15 protein-coding genes are annotated in these 19,780 nt (G+C 61.2%); 11 read left to right on the top strand and 4 right to left on the bottom strand.

Annotation, left to right across the window (positions count from 1 at the left end; translation table 11 throughout):
• Positions 1 to 79: 79 nt before the first annotated feature.
• Together ftsH and EL234_RS03275 are read left to right on the top strand one after the other, a co-directional pair.
• Positions 80 to 2,020 carry an ATP-dependent zinc metalloprotease FtsH gene (gene ftsH / locus EL234_RS03280; RefSeq protein WP_126416127.1) on the top strand — a complete coding sequence of 647 codons (1,941 nt, stop codon included), beginning with the start codon at positions 80 to 82 and terminating at the stop codon, positions 2,018 to 2,020.
• 190 nt (positions 2,021 to 2,210) lie between these two features.
• Positions 2,211 to 3,686 (top strand): hypothetical protein, encoded by a 1,476-nt coding sequence (locus EL234_RS03275; protein WP_197718456.1) that lies wholly within the window; start codon positions 2,211 to 2,213, stop codon positions 3,684 to 3,686.
• A 29-nt stretch (positions 3,687 to 3,715) separates the two neighbouring features.
• Here the strand turns inward: EL234_RS03275 and EL234_RS03270 are convergent, their stop codons facing one another.
• Positions 3,716 to 5,926, bottom strand: a complete 2,211-nt coding sequence (locus tag EL234_RS03270) for an NADP-dependent isocitrate dehydrogenase (protein ID WP_126416125.1) — start codon at positions 5,924 to 5,926, stop codon at positions 3,716 to 3,718.
• A 189-nt stretch (positions 5,927 to 6,115) separates the two neighbouring features.
• On the opposite strand from EL234_RS03270, the gene EL234_RS03265 reads away from it, so the two are divergent.
• From EL234_RS03265 to EL234_RS03250, 4 genes are read left to right on the top strand one after another with little or no spacing between them, the layout of a single operon-like run.
• Positions 6,116 to 6,625, top strand: coding sequence for a protein-tyrosine phosphatase family protein (locus EL234_RS03265; protein ID WP_126416124.1), 510 nt, complete (start codon positions 6,116 to 6,118; stop codon positions 6,623 to 6,625).
• Positions 6,626 to 6,648: 23 nt separating this feature from the next.
• Entirely contained in the window at positions 6,649 to 7,434 is a 786-nt protein-coding gene (locus tag EL234_RS03260; protein ID WP_126416123.1) for an alpha/beta hydrolase family protein, read from the top strand.
• Positions 7,435 to 7,443: 9 nt separating this feature from the next.
• Positions 7,444 to 8,709 (top strand): M18 family aminopeptidase, encoded by a 1,266-nt coding sequence (locus EL234_RS03255; protein WP_126416122.1) that lies wholly within the window; start codon positions 7,444 to 7,446, stop codon positions 8,707 to 8,709.
• A complete protein-coding gene (locus EL234_RS03250; protein ID WP_164712319.1) occupies positions 8,702 to 10,288 on the top strand; it encodes a class I adenylate-forming enzyme family protein in 1,587 nt (528 codons plus the stop codon). The genes EL234_RS03255 and EL234_RS03250 overlap by 8 nt, the downstream gene beginning before the upstream one ends.
• Positions 10,289 to 10,323: 35 nt before the next feature.
• On the opposite strand, the gene lipA is transcribed toward EL234_RS03250, so the two are convergent.
• Both lipA and lipB read right to left on the bottom strand, forming a co-directional pair.
• Positions 10,324 to 11,382: a lipoyl synthase gene (gene lipA / locus EL234_RS03245; protein WP_322787219.1), complete on the bottom strand. Its 1,059-nt coding sequence runs from the start codon at positions 11,380 to 11,382 to the stop codon at positions 10,324 to 10,326.
• Positions 11,383 to 11,412: 30 nt separating this feature from the next.
• The gene (gene lipB / locus EL234_RS03240; protein WP_126416119.1) at positions 11,413 to 12,180 is read right to left on the bottom strand and encodes a lipoyl(octanoyl) transferase LipB; all 768 of its coding nucleotides are present in this window, start codon (positions 12,178 to 12,180) and stop codon (positions 11,413 to 11,415) included.
• Positions 12,181 to 12,388: 208 nt separating this feature from the next.
• Between lipB and EL234_RS03235 the strand changes: the two genes are divergently transcribed.
• From EL234_RS03235 to EL234_RS03220, 4 genes are all read left to right on the top strand, one after another.
• On the top strand, positions 12,389 to 13,396 hold the full coding sequence (locus tag EL234_RS03235; protein ID WP_126416118.1) for an ABC transporter permease: 1,008 nt from the start codon (positions 12,389 to 12,391) through the stop codon (positions 13,394 to 13,396).
• Positions 13,397 to 14,359: an ABC transporter permease gene (locus tag EL234_RS03230; protein WP_126416117.1), complete on the top strand. Its 963-nt coding sequence runs from the start codon at positions 13,397 to 13,399 to the stop codon at positions 14,357 to 14,359.
• The gene (locus EL234_RS03225; RefSeq protein ID WP_126416116.1) at positions 14,356 to 16,542 is read left to right on the top strand and encodes an ABC transporter ATP-binding protein; all 2,187 of its coding nucleotides are present in this window, start codon (positions 14,356 to 14,358) and stop codon (positions 16,540 to 16,542) included. The genes EL234_RS03230 and EL234_RS03225 overlap by 4 nt, the downstream gene beginning before the upstream one ends.
• A gap of 213 nt (positions 16,543 to 16,755) precedes the next feature.
• Positions 16,756 to 18,468, top strand: a complete 1,713-nt coding sequence (locus EL234_RS03220) for an ABC transporter family substrate-binding protein (protein ID WP_126416115.1) — start codon at positions 16,756 to 16,758, stop codon at positions 18,466 to 18,468.
• Between the two features lie 203 nt (positions 18,469 to 18,671).
• Here the strand turns inward: EL234_RS03220 and EL234_RS03215 are convergent, their stop codons facing one another.
• On the bottom strand, positions 18,672 to 19,298 hold the full coding sequence (locus tag EL234_RS03215) for a PH domain-containing protein (protein ID WP_164712317.1): 627 nt from the start codon (positions 19,296 to 19,298) through the stop codon (positions 18,672 to 18,674).
• A 97-nt stretch (positions 19,299 to 19,395) separates the two neighbouring features.
• Here EL234_RS03215 and EL234_RS03210 point away from each other — a divergent pair, with 97 nt between their 5' ends.
• Positions 19,396 to 19,776: a hypothetical protein gene (locus EL234_RS03210; RefSeq protein WP_126416113.1), complete on the top strand. Its 381-nt coding sequence runs from the start codon at positions 19,396 to 19,398 to the stop codon at positions 19,774 to 19,776.
• Positions 19,777 to 19,780 lie beyond the last annotated feature (4 nt).

The raw sequence follows: 19,780 nt of genomic DNA, 5'->3' as shown, positions 1-19,780 counted from the left end.
AAATTCCGACATACTGAACGTAACAGCGGCGTGGCGCGACGCCGCATTTTTAGTGACTAAAACAGACAGGCGGACACGAATGGAAGATAAGAAGGAAGAGGCGCCAAAGCCGTGGCGCGTAGAAGGGTTAAGCGCCGGAGACGGGCGAAAGATCGCCTCCGGATCGGCGGGCACGAGCGGAGGGCGCCCGTGGTGGCAGGTCCTGCTGGTCATGATGGCGGTGTGGGGCGCATTTTTCGCACTGTTTTCTATACAAGATATCTCGACCCAGCCCGTCTCGCTGTCGTACACCGATTTTAAAGAGCAGGTAGAAAATTCGAACGTTGCTGAAGTGTATTCGCGCGGTGATTCTATTGAGGGAAAACTGAAGGAACCGGTGGCACACCCCGATAACAGCAAAGTGAAGTTCCAGTCGTTCACCACCGAGCGTCCCACGTTCGCCGACGACGACCTGCTGGCCGAGCTCGAAAGCTCGGGCGCTGACGTGCGCGCCACTCCGCTCGTGCAGCAGAGAGGCTTCCTCGGTAACTTCCTGCTCGCTTTCGGTCCGCTCATCATTTTCATGCTGTTCTGGTGGTGGATGTCTCGCCGCGCGCTGAAGAACGCCGGCGGGATGGGAATGTTTGGTGCGGGTAAGAAGAAGTTTGCCGCGGCCGAGCCCACACGGGTGACGTTCGACGACGTCGCCGGCATCGACGAAGTGGAAAACGAAGTGGCCGAAGTGGTCGACTTCCTTAAAAACCCGGACAAGTACGCCAAGCTGGGTGCGAAGCCGCCGCGCGGCGTGCTCCTCACCGGTGAGCCGGGCACGGGTAAGACTCTGCTCGCTCGGGCAACAGCCGGCGAGGCTGAGGTGCCGTTCTTCTCGGCAAGCGCCTCGGAGTTCATCGAAATGGTGGTGGGCGTGGGTGCCCAGCGAGTGCGGCAACTGTTCGAGGAAGCCCGTAAGGTTGCGCCCTCGATCATCTTTATTGACGAGATCGATACGATCGGCCGCGCTCGCGGGGGAGCGAACTCGATCGGAGGTCACGACGAACGCGAACAGACTCTCAACCAGATCCTGACCGAAATGGACGGCTTTGACGGTTCGGAAGGCGTGGTCGTCATGGCTGCGACGAACCGGGCGGACGTGCTCGATCCGGCGCTTACGCGCCCCGGTCGTTTTGACCGCACGATCCAGGTGCACGCGCCGGACGCGGATGGGCGCGAACAGATTCTCAAGGTGCACGTGCGTAACGTTCCGCTTGCCGACGACGTCGACCTGCACGCCGTAGCAGCCGTGACGCCCGGTATGACGGGTGCGGCGCTTGCGAACCTCGTCAACGAGGCGGCGATCGGTGCGGCCAAGAGGGAAGCCGACGCAGTGAGCCAACGCGATCTTATGGAGGCACTCGAAAAGGTGCAGATGGGCCCGGCACGCGACGTGCTCATCGACCCGGACGAGCTACGTAAAACGGCCTACCACGAGGCCGGGCACGCACTGCTCGGAATGCTGCGCGAAGGCGCCGATCCGGTACGTAAGATTTCGATCATTCCACGTGGCCGGGCGCTTGGCGTTACGGTTTCCACGCCGGAGAAGGATCGCTACGGCTTCGACGAGCACTACCTGCGCGGGCGTATCATCGGCGCGCTTGGCGGCTGGGCTGCCGAAAAGACGGTGTATGGCGTGACGACGTCGGGCGTCGACAACGATCTGGAGCAAGTCACCAAGATTGCGCGCACGATGGTTGGCCGTTGGGGCATGTCCGAGAAAGTCGGCGCCATGTCCGTGTTGCAGCAGGACGTGGACCCGCGCCAGCTGGGTATTTCCGAGCAGACGCTCAAGGATGTGGACGACGAAGCCCGGCGGATCATCGCCGAATGCCAGGCCGAGGCGCTGCAGACGCTGGAAGATAACCGGGACAAGCTGGATGCGATCGTTGACGCGCTCATGGAGCACGAAACCCTCGACGAGGCACAAGCCTACGCGGCGGCCGGTCTGCCAGCTCCGAGCGCTAAGGCGGCCAGCGTACAGGGTTAACCACACAAGAATCGTGTGAGCGGGCTTAGCCTCCTCCTTGTTAGGGTAGGAACCTGACAAGGAGGAGGCCAACATTTCTGTTTCGAAGCGCACGATAGCGGCGGCACTGGTTGCGGTTGCCGTCGGCATTGTTCTCGGCCTGGCGCTCACCACAACTGAACCAGAAGATAGCGGTGAGAGCGACGTGCCGGTGGCTGCGGCGAGCCTGGATTCGCCCGTCGTCGTAGCGGATTCGTCTGCCTCGAGCGCCGCGCTCGGGACCTCCCAGCTGTTTTCTTCTGCGCCCGTGGTGATTGTGGCCGATAGTGATTCGTGGGAAGCGGCCTCGTACGGAGCCGTTCTTGGCGTGCCCGTGCTGCTTACGGGTGGCGCCGCAGAGCTACCGGCCGAGGTTGCCGACGAACTGAAGCGCCTGGGTACCCGAACGGTTCTTGCCAACGGCGTGCCAGCCCAGCTTTTCGAAAAAGACCTGGATGTGCACGAGCTCGCCGCGGCCGCGCCGGCGCTTGCCAGCGATCTCGGCTTACAGCTTGAGTACAGCGCCGAACCGGCCGACACGGACGCGGCCATAGAAGGCCTTGGCAGCAAAATTTACGGGTCTCCCGCGCAGGCTCCGCTTGACAGCGAGGAGTTCACGTTCAGTTACCTTCCGGCGCAGCGGCTTTCGGCTGCGGTCGTCGTCACCGACGCCGCCCACCGCGCCGCCCTTGGCACGGCCGTGGCCGCCGGGGCGAGCGTGCAACTTTCTCCTGCTGATCCGCGCAGCTCGAGCGCCGTCATCGAAGCGGTGGCTGGTGCCGACGGCGTCGTCGGGCTCTTTGCCGAAGACAACCCGGATCTGAGCTGGCAACTAGCCACAGCACACACCGGCATCCAGCTGCCCGGTGGCGGGCAGCGCGTGTTTGACGGGAAGCGGTATGTGGCACTCTACGGTTCCCCGCACACCACCACGTTGGGTGTGCTCGGCGAGCAAGGCGTGGCGGAAACGGTGGCGCGGGCGGAGCAGCACGCTCAGCCCTATCGCGAATTCACGGACGATCAGGTGATCCCCGCACTCGAAATCATCGTCACCGTGGCCGCGGGCGGCCCGGGCGATGACGGCAACTACTCGAATGAGTGGGCACCAGAAAGTTTCATCCCGCTCATCGAAGCCGCGCAAGAAGCAGGTCAGTACGTGGTGATCGACCTGCAACCAGGCCGAGCAGACTTTGTCAGCCAGGCCAAAGCATACGAGCAACTGCTCGCGTATCCGCACGTGGGCTTGGCCTTGGACCCGGAATGGCGGCTTGGCCCAAACGACATGCCGCTCACGCGGATCGGGCACGTGGAGATTGCCGAAGTCAACGAAGTAGTGAACTACCTGGCCGACTTCACGCGCGAACACAACCTGCCGCAAAAGATGCTCATCTTGCACCAGTTTCAAGTGCAAATGCTGCGCGACATCGACCAGCTCGACCAAAGCAGGTCTGAGCTCGCGATCCTTATTCACGTGGACGGCCAGGGCAGTCAAGCAGCGAAACAGGACACGTGGCGCACGCTCGTCAACAACGCGCCGAACGTGACCCGCTGGGGGTGGAAGAACTTCTACGACGAAGACGTGCCCATGCTCGACCCGGCCGGAACCTACCAAGTAGAGCCGCTGCCGGACTTCGTCTCGTATCAGTAGCCCGGCAGCGGCCGCAGCGTGAACATGCGTTAATGCAGCGCGTCGATAATCTTGTTGAGTGTTGCCGACGGGCGCATGGCCGCCTCGACCTGCTCGGGATCTGGACGATAGTAGCCAGTGATCCCCGAGTGAGATCCTTGCACGGCCAGCAGCTCCTGCTGGATCGTCTCAGCGCCATCTGCAAGCTCAGTGGCCACCGGGGCGAAGCGAGCTGCAAGTTCGGGGTTGTCGGGTTGCTTTGCCAGTTCGTCCGCCCAGTAGGTGGCAAGCCACGCGTGCGAGGACCGGTTATCCGGCTGGCCGGTGCGCCGCTGCGGGGAACGCCCTTCGTTCAGTAGCGTTTCGGTGGCCCGGTCGAGGCAGTCAGCGACGACGCCGGCGCGCGGGTTATCCGCAAAACGTGCCAGGTGGCGTAGCGATTCGGCGAGCGCGAGGAACTCGCCGAGTGAGTCCCAGCGCAGGTGGTTTTCTTTCACGAGCTGTTCGACGTGCCTGGGCGCCGAACCGCCGGCACCAGTTTCGAAGAGCCCGCCGCCGGCCATGAGTGGTACCACGGAGAGCATCTTGGCGGACGTGCCGAGCTCCATGATCGGGAACAGGTCGGTCAGGTAGTCGCGTAGCACGTTGCCCGTCACCGAGATCGTGTCCTGGCCAGCTCGCACCCGCTGGAGCGTTTCACGCATGGCGTCCACCGGAGCCAGAATCTTGATGTCGAGCCCGGAGGTGTCCTCATCTGCCAGATAGGTCTCGACCTTGGCGCGGATTTGCTGGTCGTGTTCGCGCGTGGGGTCGAGCCAGAAGATGGCCGGCATGCCGGAGATACGGCTGCGGCGGACGGCCAGGCTCACCCAATCGCGGATTGGGGCGTCCTTGGTCTGGCAGGACCGGAAAATGTCGCCCGCGCTTACGGGCACTGACAGCAACACTTGGCCGCGCAGGCGCACCTCCACCGTGCCATCGGCCTCGATCTCGAACGTCTTATCGTGCGAACCGTATTCTTCGGCTTTCTGTGCCATGAGCCCAACGTTGGGCACGGTTCCCATGGTGGTCGGGTCGAACGCGCCGCGTGCCTGGCAGTCCTCGATCACGGCTTGGTAGATCCCAGCGTAGGAAGAATCAGGGATTACTGCTACCGTGTCGTCAGCCTCGCCGTCCGGACCCCACAGTTGGCCTCCGTTGCGGATCATCGCCGGCATCGACGCGTCAACGATCACGTCGGAGGGCACGTGCAAGTTCGTGATTCCGCGGTCGGAGTTCACCATGGATAGGCGCGGTCCGTCCGCCATCTCGCGCGCGAAGGATTCACGGATCTGCGCGCCGCCCTCGAGGGCGTCAAGCCCGGCGAAGATCGAGCCGAGGCCGTCGTTTGCGCTGAGTCCGGCGTCGTCGAGCACCTGCCCGTACTGCGCGAACGTTTCAGGGAAGAATGCGCGCACGGCGTGGCCGAAGATGATCGGGTCGGAGACCTTCATCATCGTGGCTTTCAGGTGGAGGGAGAACAGCACGTCGTCGCGTTTGGCTGCCGCCACCTGCTCGGTGAGGAAGTCGCCGAGCACCGCCACATCTAATTTGGTCGCGTCGAGCACTTCGCCCACGCTCACGGGAAGTTCGGCGCGCAGCACGGTCTCGGTACCATCGGGTGCGACGTGCACGATCTGTGCCGTGCCCGATTCGGGAACGACGGTGGAAACCTCGTTCGCGCGGAAATCCTTACCGCCCATCGTGGCCACGCGGGTCTTCGAATCCGCCGCCCACGGCTTCATCGAATGCGGATTGTTCTTCGCAAAGTTCTTGACCGCCTGTGGAGCACGGCGATCCGAATTGCCCTCACGCAACACGGGGTTGACCGCCGAACCTTTGACGGAATCGTAGCGCCGCCGCCAGTCACGCTCAGCCTCCGTAGCGGGCTCTTCCGGGTAATCGGGAAGGTCATAGCCGAGCTCTTGCAGTTCCGCAATTGCCGCTTTGAGCTGGGGGATCGACGCCGAAATGTTGGGCAGCTTAATAATGTTCGCCTCGGGCTTGGTGGCCAGTTCGCCTAGTTCAGCCAGTGCGTCACTGCACCGCTGCTCGGCGGGAAGTAGATCGGAAAAAGCTGCGATGATACGCCCTGCAAGGGAGATGTCGCGTAGCTCAACGTCAATGCCTGCCTGCTTAGTAAAGCCTTCGATGATGGGCAGGAGGGAGGCGGTTGCCAGCATGGGCGCTTCGTCAGTGTGGGTGTAGATGATCTTTGCCAATGTATGCTCCTCAGTCACGCTCGAGCGTTCCAGACGTTATTGTCTCGACTTCAAGATTATCTGAAAATGCGAGCGCATGTGAGGTAGTTCGCACAAGAGTTGATCTTGCTGGGTGGCGGATGTGAGATTACCCCGGAAAGCCAAAAATCCGTGAGATTTTCTGGCTAGTTTTACCTCAAGGTTGGTACGGTGAAAGCTGCAATGGAGCGCCGATGGTTGGAGGTGCAGATGGAACAGGTGCGCAAGGAGCAGCGGTGGAAGGCCGCACCCGGCGTCGTCGAGTTCCCCTCTGGTCGGCGTATCCGTGGGCGGTCATGGCGTCAACAAGCCGAAGAACCAGCCGACTTGTGCATCATGTTAACCACCGGAGTGGGTTCGCGCCTGGGCGGTAATTTTGTGACCTCGAGTGCGAACGAGACCATTGCTATTGACTGGCCAGACTACCGGTTGCCACGCCGCACTTCCCAAGCTCACGACGTGCTCAAGACCGCCTGGGAACGTTCCGCTAGCGAACGGGTAGAAATCGTGTGCCGCGGCGGCGTTGGGCGAACGGGCACGGCCCTTGCCATCATCGCTGTGTTGGAAGGTATGGATCCCCAAGAAGCGATTGACTTCATTAAACAGAACTATGCGCACGACGCCGTGGAGACCCCGGCGCAACGCGCTTTCGTGCGAGATATGGGCGCGGAACGAAACTAGTGGCGAACGCCAGTATTATGCCGATGCACAAGCCAACTGATAACAGCCATATGCAGGTGACCGCGCAGGGCGAAGCCCAAGCAGCGGACAGACTCGCCCGCCAGCTCGTATTCCCCAGCTCGGTGGAACGTTATGGCGACGACGACCGCCAAGTCATCGAATGGTACGGTGACGCCGATGCGGCCCGCACGATTTGCTTCCTGCACGGCGGGAAATTCTCCGGCAACGGTTTGCTTGCTGCCACCCGCCCAGCAGCCAGTGCGCTTGCCCAAACCGGATACCGGGTGGCGTTACCTCAAATGCGTTTTGAACCGGGCCGCCCGGAATTGGCAGCGAACGACGCCCAACGGCTCGCCATGCACCCACAGCTGGCTAGTGCGGTGTGGGTTGGGCACGACGCCGGAGCTCTCTTCGCCCTGAACGTCGTGTTGGCCTCGGAGCTAGAACCTGCTTCTGCCGTGCTGCTCGCACCCATTATTGATCTGGCTCGTGAAGTGCGGGAAGACCCGGCTGGCGAACACGGGCATGCCGCCGTATGGATTGGTGGCACGCTCGAGGAGCGCGCGGATCGCTACGCGCTGTATGATCCCCTGTTCAACTACTACCAGTTGGGGGAGGCGAAGTTCCGCGGGCGGGAACTGAGCGTGAACATCATTCACGGCACGGCGGACCAGAGTGTGCCGGTGGCACGTTCGCGAGATTTGCGATCCGAGCCGTTCAACCTGGCGGTGGTCGAAGGTGCGAACCATATTGATGTGATTCAGCCCGGCCATGATGCGTGGGTGTACCTGCTTGGCGCGCTCGCCTAAACTATAGCCATGACCACAGACTTCACCGAGGCGTATGCCCGGTTCATCAGCGATTCTCCATCTTCTTTTCACGCTGCCCAGCAGATCGTGCAGGCGTTGGGTGACGCCGGTTTTTCCCACCAAGACGAAGCCGCTCCGTGGGCAGGCCACGATCGCGGCTACGTGGTGCGCGGCGGGGCGGTGATTGCCTGGCAGCTGGGGTACGCGGGTAGCGATGGTGGTTTCCGGATTGTCGGTTCGCATACGGATTCGCCGTCGTTCAAAGTTAAGCCGACGCCGGGCAGCTCGGCCTTCGGGTTCGGCCAAGTTAACGTGGAGGTCTACGGCGGCCCGCTGCTCAACTCGTGGCTCAACCGAGATCTGGGTATCGCCGGCATTATTACCGATATCCACGGTGAGGCTCATCTGGTCAAGACGCCGGCGATCATGGTCATCCCGCAGACCGCTCCGCATCTGGATAGGTCGGTCAACGACAGGCTGGAGCTGTCCCGGCAGGCCGACTACCACCCGATCTGGGCTTTAGGTGCGGCCGATCTTGCCGGCTACCTTGCCGACAGCGCAGGGATCGCCCCTGAGGAGATCGCTGGCCATGACCTGTTTGCCTACGACGTGCAGGCGCCCGCCGTGTTTGGCGGTGCGGACGGGGATGCGTTCTTCGCTGCGGGCAGGCAGGATAACCTCTCGTCCGTGTTTGCTTCGCTGAAGGCGTTTTTGACGACGACGGCGGGCCTGCCGGGCGAAGATATCGCCGTGTTCGCGGCCTTCGACCACGAAGAAGTGGGATCGTCGACATACGCCGGTGCAGCCGGGCCGTTCTTAGAAAACACGCTGCGCAGAATCGCGGAAAGCCTGGGTGCGGCAAGCTATGACGCTTTCGCCCAGATGCTGGCTCGCTCGTCGTGCATCTCTGCCGACGCCGGGCATTCAATCAATCCGAACATGCCGGCCAAGCACGATCCGAACCATCAGGTGGCCCTCGGCGCTGGCCCACTCCTCAAAGTCAACGCGAACCAGCGTTACGCAACCGAAGCGAAAGGTAGCGCGCTGTGGCGGCGGGCGGCGGCGTGCCACGGCGTCGCCACGCAGACCTTCGTGTCAAACAATGACGTCCCTTGCGGGTCAACGATCGGCCCGCTAACAGCCACGCGCCTTGGGATGACGACCGTCGACGTCGGGATTCCGCTGCTGTCAATGCATTCGGTGCGGGAAATCTCATGCCCAGCCGATGTACTAGCGCTGGCTAAGGTCTGTGAAGGATACTGGGTTGGTGCATAGTAAACCGACATTCAATTCCGCGCATAGCCTGGACCGGGCGGCGAAAGCGCATCCGGATCGCACGTCGCTGGTCTATGGTTCGCAAACGATGACGGTGCTGGAGGCCGCGGAGCGTACCCGCCAGCTGGCACAGTTGCTGGGTGCCACGGGAGTGAGCGCCGGCGACCGCGTCATGCTCATCGCTCGCAACTCGCCCTACCACATGCTCTTTCACGTGGCCTGCGCACGCATCGGAGCGGTTTTCGTGCCGGTATCGCACCGGCTCACCCGCGCCGACCACCTCGCGCTCGTCGACTTCTGCGCCCCGCGCGTGCTGGTTGCAGACGTGGAAGTTGCCGAGGATGGGGTGTTCGAATCGCTCGGCACAATCACACATTTCGTAATCGACGACGACGATCACGCCCCATCCGTCTCGGCAGCCATTTCCCAGGGGTACTTCGGGCTCAGCGCGGCAGCGCAAGCGCACAACGGGAAATTCATCACCACCGAAAAATCCGGGAGCACCGCGCTTAATTCGCGCTCCTATCCGGAAGGCCCTGCCGCCTTGCTGTTCACCTCGGCGAGCGCTGGCAAACCGAAGGGCGTGGAACTGACCCACGAACAGTTGTGGTGGGGTGCGCGCAATTTCCGGGAAGGCTTCGAATACTCCAATCACGACACGGTACTCACAGTCGCCCCGCTCACCCACATTGGCGGTTTCAACGGCACAACCCTGGATCTGTTTTCGCACGGCGGCACAGTGGTGATCGTGCGCGAGTTTAATCCGACCCGCGTGCTGGCCGCCCTTGCGGAGCACAAGGTGGCGATCATGTTTGGCGTGCCCACCATGTATGCGGCGCTGCTCAACGACCCGGAATTTTCCAGCTATGATCTTTCCAATTTCCGCCTGCCGCTCATTGGCGGTGCGCCGGTTCCGCCACCGTTGCTGAGCCGAATGCGCGAGGCCGGTTTGGAACCATTGAATGTGTGGGGGATGACGGAAACGGCCGCCTCGGGTGCCTACCTGCCGGCCGAGCACCTGGACGAGCGTGCCGGTTCCATCGGACGTCCGTTCGCACACGTGGAGGCACGAATAGTGAACGAGGCGGGGGAGGACGCCACCGCAGGAGAGTTGCTTGTGCGCGGCCCGAACGTGGCGAACTCTTACTGGCACGATCCGGACTCGAGCGCTGCAGCTTTCCGCGGCGGATGGCTACACACCGGCGATCTTGTACGCCAAGACGAGGGCGGCTTCCTGTGGATCACCGGGCGCAAACACAACGTCATCAACTCCGGGGGAGAAAACATCCAAGCCGAGGAAGTCCAAGCCGTGCTCGCTCAGTTCCCGGGCGTCTCAGATTGCGCGGTTATTGGCACGCCGCACGAGGTGTGGGGTGAAGCGGTGTCGGCAGCGATCGTCATGCAGGCCGGTTTCGCAGCCCCGAGCCTTGCGGAGATTCAGGCTTTTGCCAGCCAGGTGCTAGCGCGGTTCAAGCTGCCGCGCCGCGTCGTCGTCGTTGATGGGCTGCCAACGAACGCCAACGGCAAAGCCGACCGGGTAGCGCTTGCCGAACTGTTCGCAGCGGCGGAGCAAGAGTAGCGCGGGCAGCCGCCCGCGGTGGCGGACAGGTGATGTTAGCTGTGGCAGCCACCCATACGGTTAACTACCGACTGGGCTTCTTGAGCCGCAAACGGTGACTTCTCTGCCGCGCCCGCGATGTTGCGCAGGTGGTCGGGGATCGGCCAGCCCTTGTGCTTCATCGCCCGCGCCCACAGCGAACCCGACCGGTACGAGGAACGCACGAGCGGCCCGGCCATGATCCCGGCGAAGCCCATCTCGTAGCCGATCTTGGACAGCTCGACGAACTCGTTGGGCTTGACCCACCGATCAATCGGGTGGTGCAGGGGCGAGGGCCGCAGGTATTGGGTGATCGTCAAGATGTCACAGCCGGCATCCACGAGGTCTTGCATCGCCTGCAAGACCTCGTCTTTCGTTTCGCCCATGCCCAAAATCAGGTTCGACTTGGTGATGAGATTATTTTCTGAAGCGAACGTGATGAGATCGAGGGAGCGTTCGTAGCGGAAGGCCGGGCGGATCTTCTTAAAAATCCGGGGCACCGTTTCGAGGTTGTGTGCGAGCACTTCCGGGCGGGCGTCAAAAACCTGCTGGAGGGCGGGCGCCCCGCCTCGCATGTCGTCAATCAAGAGCTCAACACCCGTGTTTGGGCACGTTTCGTGGATGAGGCGGCACGTTTCGGCATACAGCCAGGAGGCGCCGTCGTCGAGGTCGTCGCGTGTGACGCCCGTGATCGTGGCGTAGTTGAGTTCCATCTCTTTCACGGATTGTGCCACTCGGCGTGGCTCGTCGCGATCGTAGTCGGTGGGCTTGCCCGTTTTGATAAAGCAGAAATCGCATCGGCGGGTACAGATGTCGCCGCCGATGAGGAAGGAGGCCTCGCGGTCTTCCCAACACTCGTAAATGTTCGGACAGTTCGCTTCTTTACACACCGTGTGCAGGGATGCGCCGTTGACCCGTTCGCGCATGTCCGAATACTCTTTACCAACCGTGGCTTTGGTTTTAATCCACTCGGGCTTGGTTTCAATCGGGGTCTGCGCGTTGCGCGCCTCGACGCGTAGCAACTTACGTTCGCCCGGGGTTACTCGCCCGCCTACAAGTGTGTCGGTCACGTTTATTCCTCCTTGAACAAGGTCTATCTTAACGCTCTATCCACTCACATGGACGGGTGATACGCTCGCCGCGTCCCACCGCGAGCCGGTTACGGCCGGTAATTCCACCGGTTCCACCTGTTGTACCCGGGTGATGATGTCCCCGGCGTCCGCGTGCGTGATCGCCTCGTCGTTTCGTAGCAGGAACGGTTCGTAGGCTGCGGCAAGTTCGCTCACGACGGCGGGCACGACGTCGTCGAGCCGCACCGCAATACCTTCCGCATCCAGCGAGGTCACCCCGGCGTCCGTGATCCCGCACGGCACGATCCTGTTGAAGCGCTCGATATCGGTTGACACGTTGAGGGCGAGCCCATGCATCGTGGCATCCTCAGCGAATTTGATCCCGATCGCACACAGTTTGCGATCCTCGCCATCGCCGCACACCCACACCCCGGAGCGACCCTCCACTTGTTCGGTATGCAAACTGAACCCAGCCATCGCCGCCATGATCGCGCGTTCAGTTGCCCGCACGAAACCCACCACGTCTTTGGGCGGTCGCACCTTAACCACCGGGTAGACCACCAGCTGGCCAGGCCCGTGATACGTGACGGAACCGCCGCGATCCATCCGGATCACCGGTATCGACGAATCAGGAATATCTTCCGCGGCCGTACGCCGCCCTGCCGTATACACGTGGTCTGCCTCCCACACGAGTAGGGTGTCGGGCATACGCAGATGGGCCACGTCGTCGTGGACGATTCGCTGGATCGAATCCATAGCCATGTAATCCAGCGGACCATAGTTGAGAAAATTGACTACCTGCACTCTGCCAGCCTAGTTTGGTTGCTGGATTGTCACAAAGTGTGACGTCGTGTCGTCTCGTTTCGCACCAGCGGGGGTTCTTGCACTACTATGCAAGAGACGTACACACCGAAAGCGGTAGGAGTAGTGGTTGGGCAAGGTGCCTAACCGGTATTAGTGTGGTGGTCTCACGGCCGGCGAGGCGGAGGGCACCGAAAAGAGAAGGCCTCGCATGACTAAGTATTTGATCCGGCGATTGCTGAATTACTTAATTCTGCTGTTCGTCGCCGTCACCATCGCCTATTTCCTGGCGGGAACGCAGCTTGATCCGCGTTCGATGCTCATCGAAAATGAGCTCACCCAGTCAGCAAATCGCACGTACGCCGACGTCGTGCAATCCGTGGACGCGCGCCTCAACGGCTGGAATATCAACCCGCAAGTACCGATCGTGGAACGGTATGTGGAATGGTTGCGCATGATCTCGGAATGGGACTGGGGCTATTCTCCGCTTGGTGCATCGGTCAACGAACAGGTCTCGAACCGGGTGTGGCTCTCGCTCCAGCTCGTCTTCCTCGGTTTCTTCATCGGAATTATCGGCGGCGTCGCGATCGGTGCGTGGGCGGCAGTGCGCCAGTACTCGATCCCAGACCGGATCATCACGATCGTCGCAATGATCATCATTTCCACGCCGTCGATGGTGATCGGCATCGGCCTGCAGATGGGTGCGGTGTGGTTCAACAACACGTTCGATTCAAGCTTCTTCCAATTCATCGGCCCACAGTCAACAACCCCTCCAGATGAATTCTGGCCGAATCTTCTCGACAGGTTGCAACACTTGTTGTTGCCGACCATCTCGATCTCCGCGGGCGGCCTGGCCACCTATTCGCGCTACCAGCGCAACCTCATGCTTGACACGCTGGGATCGGACTACGTGCGCACCGCCCGCGCCAAAGGCCTGCGGTACTCCACCGCCGTGCGCCGCCACGCGCTACGCACCTCGCTCATCCCGATTGCCACCTACTTTGCTTTCGGTATCACCGGCCTCGTGCTCGGCGCCGCCGTGACTGAACAAATCTTCGGCTGGGAAGGCATGGGCATCTACGGTATTCGCACGATCCAAGCGCAAGACATCAACGGAACGGCAGCAGTCGTGGCCTTCTCTGGCGTGGCCACACTAACCGGCGCTTTCCTCTCAGACGTGCTGATCGCCGTCGCCGATCCGCGAGTGAGGGTGAGCTAAATGACCAAGAACATTTCCCCGATGGCCGACGCCGCGGAACTCGCCGCAGTGAAAGACAAGCTCGCGAAGCAAACCGAAGAGCGTATGGCCCAAACCAAGCGTTACACGCGCAGGCAGATCATCGCGCGCCGGTTCTGGCGTAACAAGACCGCCGTCATCGGCGTCGTCGGCCTGATTATTGTGCTCGCGCTCGCGATTTTCGGCCCGATGCTTGCCGAGTGGGACTATTTAGACCGCGACCGCGGCCACTACTTGCAGCCGCCCGACGCCGAGCACCTCTTTGGTACGGACAAGCGCGGGCGTGACATCTTTGCGATGACGCTCGAAGGCTTGCGCAAGTCGCTCATCATCGGCTTCTCGGTGGCTCTCATCCAAACCGGGTGGGCAGCCCTGTTCGGTTCCGCCGCTGCCTACTTCGGCGGTTGGGTAGACAAGGTCGCCACCTGGATCATCGACCTCATGCTCGTTATCCCGTCCTTCCTCATGATCGCAATCATCTCGAACCGGTTCGGATCGGAAGGCGCCGGCGTCGTCATCTTCATCTTCCTACTGGCGGCCTTCGGCTGGATGCTCACCGCACGCGTGGTGCGAGCAATGACGATGTCCGTGAAATCACTCGATTACGTGACGGCCGCGAAATACATGTCCGTGCCCTCTGGCACGATCATCATGCGGCACATTTTGCCGAACATTTCCTCGCTACTCATCGTGGATTTCACACTCAACGTGGCTTCTGCGGTGCTGTCGGAAACCTCGCTGTCCTACTTCGGGTTCGGCGTGAAGGATCCGCAGGTTTCGCTCGGCTCGTTGATCGGTGCAGGCCAGTCATCTGCCCTTACACATTCGTGGCTGTTCCTTCCACCCGCGCTGGCGCTCGTGTTGATGCTCCTATCAGTGAACTTCATCGGAGACGGCTTGCGTGACGCCATCGATCCCTCGTCGAAGTCAGGAGGACAGGTATGAGCCCGCTTATTAAGAAGAAGGACACATCCACGAAGGCGGCCAAGGTGGTCGACCCGCAGGAGCTACCCGAAGCCAAGCCGGGCGTTCCCGTCGTCGAAGTTAATGATTTGAACGTGCGCTTCCCGTCCGAAGACGGCGTGGTACACGCGGTGCGTGGCGTGAACCTCACTGTCGAATCCGGCGAAGTGCTTGGCATCGTGGGCGAATCTGGCTCAGGCAAGTCGGTGACCTCGATGTCGATCATGGGGTTGCTGGACCCGTCTGCGAACGTGACCGGGTCTGTGAAACTGCACGGTGTGGAAGTGCTCGGCACGTCCGATGCGTACATGTCCAAAATTCGCGGCAAGACGGTGGGCATGGTCTTCCAGGACCCGCTGTCCGCGCTCACGCCCGTGTACACGATCGGCTCCCAGATTGTTGAGGCCTTGCAGGCACACAACAAGAACATGTCGCAAGCCGACGCCGAGGCGCGAGCCGTTGAGCTGCTCGACATCGTGGGTATTCCTAACCCGGAAATCCGCGTGAAGTCCTTCCCACACGAGTTTTCCGGTGGTATGCGCCAGCGTGCGATGATCGCCATGGCGATTGCCAATGATCCGGATTTGATTATTGCGGACGAGCCGACCACGGCCCTCGACGTGACGATCCAGGCCCAGATTCTTGACGTGCTGCGTAAAGCACAAAAGGAGACGGGCGCCGCGGTCATCATGATTACCCACGACCTCGGCGTCGTGGCAGGTATTGCCGACAAGGTGGCCGTCATGTACGCCGGCCGGATCGTTGAGCGCGGCGCGGTTGACGAAATTTTCTACCATTCGGCGATGCCGTACACGATCGGCCATTCGGCGATGCCGTACACGATCGGCCTGCTCGGCTCGCTACCGCGGCTCGATGCTCGTAAGGAGAACCAGCTCGCCGTCGTCGAAGGTAATCCGCCCTCGATGCTCTACGAACAAACCGGCTGCCCGTTTGCGGCTCGCTGCCCGGTGGCCGAACTCGAATGTTTGAAGGGCGAACCGGAGCTTATGGACGTCAAGTCTGATACGCCGAACATTCCGCATCAGGTGGCTTGCCGGCGCGCCCACGAAATCCGCGACGAATCACGCTCGTACAGCGACATCTATCCGCTGCCCGATCCGATCATCGCCCCGCTCGATGGTACCCCGCGTGCCGAACGTGAAGAGGTGCTGCGGGTAGAGAATATGAAGCGGCACTTCCCGCTCATGAAAGGTGCGGTTTTCCGGCGTCGAGTGGGAACCGTGCACGCCGTCGACGGCATCTCCTTCGACATCCGCGCGGGCGAAACGCTCGGCCTTGTGGGCGAATCAGGTTCTGGAAAAACGACGACGCTCATGCAGGTCCTCGACCTTGTGGAGCCCATCGACGGCAAGATCGTGGTACTCGGGGAGAACACGGCAAAGATGACGCGCGCGGATCGCAAACGCGTACGCACTGACCTGCAAGTGGTTTTCCAGGATCCGATGGCCTCGCTCGACCCGCGTATGCCGGTCTACGACATCATCGCCGAACCGCTCAAGTATTCCGGATGGGACAAGAAGGACATCGAGCCGCGAGTCAAAGAGCTCATGACGATGGTGGGCTTGGAGCCCGCGCACGTCAACCGCTATCCGCGCAACTTCTCTGGTGGCCAGCGCCAGCGCATCGGCATCGCCCGGGCGCTTGCAGTGCAGCCGAAGCTGTTGATCTTGGACGAGCCGGTCTCGGCACTTGACGTGTCGATCCAGGCCGGCGTCATCAACCTGCTTGACGAGCTGCGCGCCAAACTCAACCTGTCCTACCTGTTCGTGGCTCACGACCTGTCGGTTATCCGTCATATTGCCGATCGAGTGGCCGTCATGTACCTGGGCAAACTGGTGGAGATCGGCGACGTCGACGCCGTTTTCGAATCGCCGCGCCACCCGTACACGCAAGCCCTGCTGTCTGCGATTCCGATTCCGGATCCGGCCAAGGAACGCGGCCGTAAGCGAATCTTGCTCAAGGGCGATTTGCCCTCGCCGGCGAATCCGCCCGCGGGGTGCCGTTTCGTCACGAGGTGTCCGGTGTATGAGACGCTTGGGGCAGCTGATAAGAAGAAGTGCGAATCGGCTCATCCGGAGTATTCGCTCGTCGGCGCCGATCACAACGTGGCGTGCTACTTCCCTCAGCAGATTGACGTTTTCTAGGTGGAGCTGACGTTCTCTAAGTGGAGCACGCTCGCTGGCATAGCGGGCCGTGGCAACCGTGAAGCGGCGGTATATCCGGACAATTTGAGTCTGCTCTGTAACGGAACGGTAACGAGGGCGCCTTAAGTTTCCACATCGAGGAAATATCGTTTAACCTAATGTTCATGTAACTTTTGCACGTCCGCAAAAGTCTGGTCCTGAAGGAGGACATTTATGCAATTGAAGAAAGCAAGCATTGCACTACTTGCTGCGGCAGCTCTTGCACTGAGCGCCTGCTCCACCGGCGGCTCTAACAAGGGCGACGGCGGCGACGGCGGCTCGGACCTTCCCGCGTCGGATTACAACAAGGTTGATCCGGCAGAGCTCCAGGATGGCGGCAAGCTCTCGCTGACCATCGGTGCCTACCCGGAGAACTGGAACAGGTGGCACCTCGACGGCAACACCGTCGATCTGGCCAGCAAGATCGGTTCTTTCGTTAACCCGGTCAACTGGATTTACGACGAGAACGGCAACTTCGACGTCAACCCGAACTACGTCGAGTCTTACACGATGAACGACAAGGGTGACGGCGAGAGCGCCATGATTCTGACGATGAATCTGAACCCGAACGCGAAGTGGAACAGCGGCACCCCGATCACTTACGCCGATTACGAGGCCACGTGGAAGGCCTGCTCGGGTCAGATTGAAGACGTGACCTGCCCGTCGCCTGACGGCTGGAACGAGATCGAGTCGATCGAAAAGGGCGAGAACGAATTCCAGGTTGTCGTCAAGTACAACACGGTCTACCCGGACTGGTCGGCAAACATGTCCGAGATTGGCCCGGCTGAAGGCCTGTCGGACGCCGCGACCTTCAACGAAGGCTGGAAGGACGCCGTCGAATCGGCCAAGTACATGGCTGGTCCGTTCATCCCGACGAACTCGAACACCGCTCAGGGCGTGCTCACGCTCGAGCGTAACCCGAACTGGTGGGGTCCCACCCCGAAGCTTGACACGGTGACGTTCTCCGCGCTCGAGCAGGAGCCGGCAGCAGCCGCCTTCGCAAACTCGGAGATCGACGCCCTGAACTTCATCGTGGACGCCGCCTCCTACGAGACGGCTAACAAGCGCCAGGATGTTGACATCAAGATGTCGAGCTCGGTGCAGTGGCGTCACTTCACGTTCAATTCGCGTGCAGGCGTGCTGCAGGACAAGCTGGTCCGCCAGGGCATCCAGCACGCTATCGACACCGCTGATATTGCGGCGTCGGATCTTGCTGGTCTGCCGTCTGCAGAACTCAACCTGCACCTGGGTAACCACTTCTTCATGCCGAACCAGGACGGCTACGTTGATAACTCGGTTGAGTTCAGCGAAGAACTGGCGAAGGAAAAGTTTGAAGAAGCTGGCTACGTCATGAACGAATCCACTGGCTACTACGAGAAGGACGGCCAGGAGCTTGCGTTCCGTTACCTGCGCCTGCCGGGCAACCACGCCTCTGAAAACGAAGGCGCAATGCTCACGGAGCAGATGCAGAAGGTCGGCGTTCGCGTGACCTACACGGACACCGAGCCGAAGGACTTCTTCACGCAGATCCAGAACGGCGAGTACGAATCGACCTCGTTCGCATGGCAGGGTACCCCGTACCCGATGGCGAACGTTGGCCAGATCTACGGCAAGCCGCTCGATGACGAAGGTAGGCAGCTGAACTCGAACTTCACGGGTCTTGAAGTTCCGGAGATTGACGCCCTGATCCCGCAGATCGCTTCCGAGACCGACGACGCGAAGCGTCGCGAGCTCACGAACGAAGCCGACAAGCTCGTGTGGGACAACGTCATGGTTCTTCCGCTCTACTACCGTGCAAACATCACGGCAATCCCGAGCAACCTCGCGAACTACGGTTCCACCGCGTTTGAGACGCTGCTCGTGGAGAACATTGGCTACATCAAGTAACGGCTTCTGACTAAGGTCAGAACTGTTAATCGGCGCTGGGCCGGCTCGCAATGCGGGTCGGCCCAGCGCTTTTGTATCCGGCCTCGACCCCGGCAGAATTGCTAAATAAGCAGAAACGGGCGGGTTGGGAGGCCTTGACCTCGCCAAAACTACTAAATAAGCAGAAACGCAGAGGGAGGGAGTCCTCGAGCCTGGCGAAGCGACTAGTTCGTAGCAAACATGAGGGCCGTCAGCGCGAAGAGCGTACCGACGGCGGCGATGGGCGCAACTTGCACGTTGACAGTCGTGCGATCTGGCCACTGCTCGCCGTTCTGGCTGGCGAGCTCGGCGCGCAGACGCGGATTCTTACGCAGGTGGCCGGCGCGCGATTGGATGAGATCGGTGACGAAGCGGACGTGAGCGAATTTGGTGACCCGCCCGCCGTCCTCCCAGTTAATAGAGGCGGGGCTTTCCGGGGTTTTCTTCCGGTCGCGCCACGAGTTAGACAGCAACCCAACATTGGACGGCACTGCCCACGCGCTGATCTTGCGAGAATCATGGCGCGTGTAAATGTAGAGTCCCCAACGGTTTTCGGCTAGGCGCAGGTCAGTCCACGGCACGAGGTATTCGCGCACGATGTTGACGACGCGCACCCCGGAAGGGCCCACTTCCACGCGCGGATTCCAAAACACGGCCCAACCAATGGCAACAATAAGCCCGCACACGGGGGTTGCCCACAGCAACTCGCGCACGCCGCCGTTGATGGTGGATGCGATGAGTGTGGCACCTGCCAGGAAAATGAACAGGAACGTAAACAGCCGGGTGGACTTGGCGCGTAGTACGAGGGTCATGGGCATATTCTTGCAGGCTTTACCGGCGGGCTGAAAATCTACACTCGCCGGTAGGTGAGGTTGGCGCGGCACGCGCATGCGGCTATACACTCACGCCATGGGTATTGTTCGCGTTGCTCTTGGCACGCTTGCTGGTGCGGCTACGGGCTTGTTGTGCACGGTGGTGTATTCCGGTCCGCTGGGTTTGCCCGTGGTGGGGCTGGTGCTGGCGTTCGTCATCGTGGCGAGCGGGGCGTGGGCGATGTGGGAATGGTGTGGGGTGCGAACTTGGGTGCCGTATGTGCTCGGAGTTTTCGCGGTGACGATCGTTTTCTTCTACGCACCCCCAAGTGATGACCTCCTCATCGGCACCTCTCCATACGCCGAGTTGTGGATCGTGCTGTCTGCGCTCGCGGCGGTGCTGCCCGTGTTCGTGCTCAACTCTATGCGACGCCGGAGGGCACGGACGTCACGGATATCACGGCGTGATCCAAGGTGATATT

Origin of the sequence: Trueperella bialowiezensis (assembly GCF_900637955.1) — a bacterium.
Classification (GTDB): Bacteria; Actinomycetota; Actinomycetes; order Actinomycetales; family Actinomycetaceae; genus Trueperella; species Trueperella bialowiezensis.
Note: the sequence above shows the minus strand (reverse complement) of the source record. Positions and strands in the feature narration are given on the sequence as shown.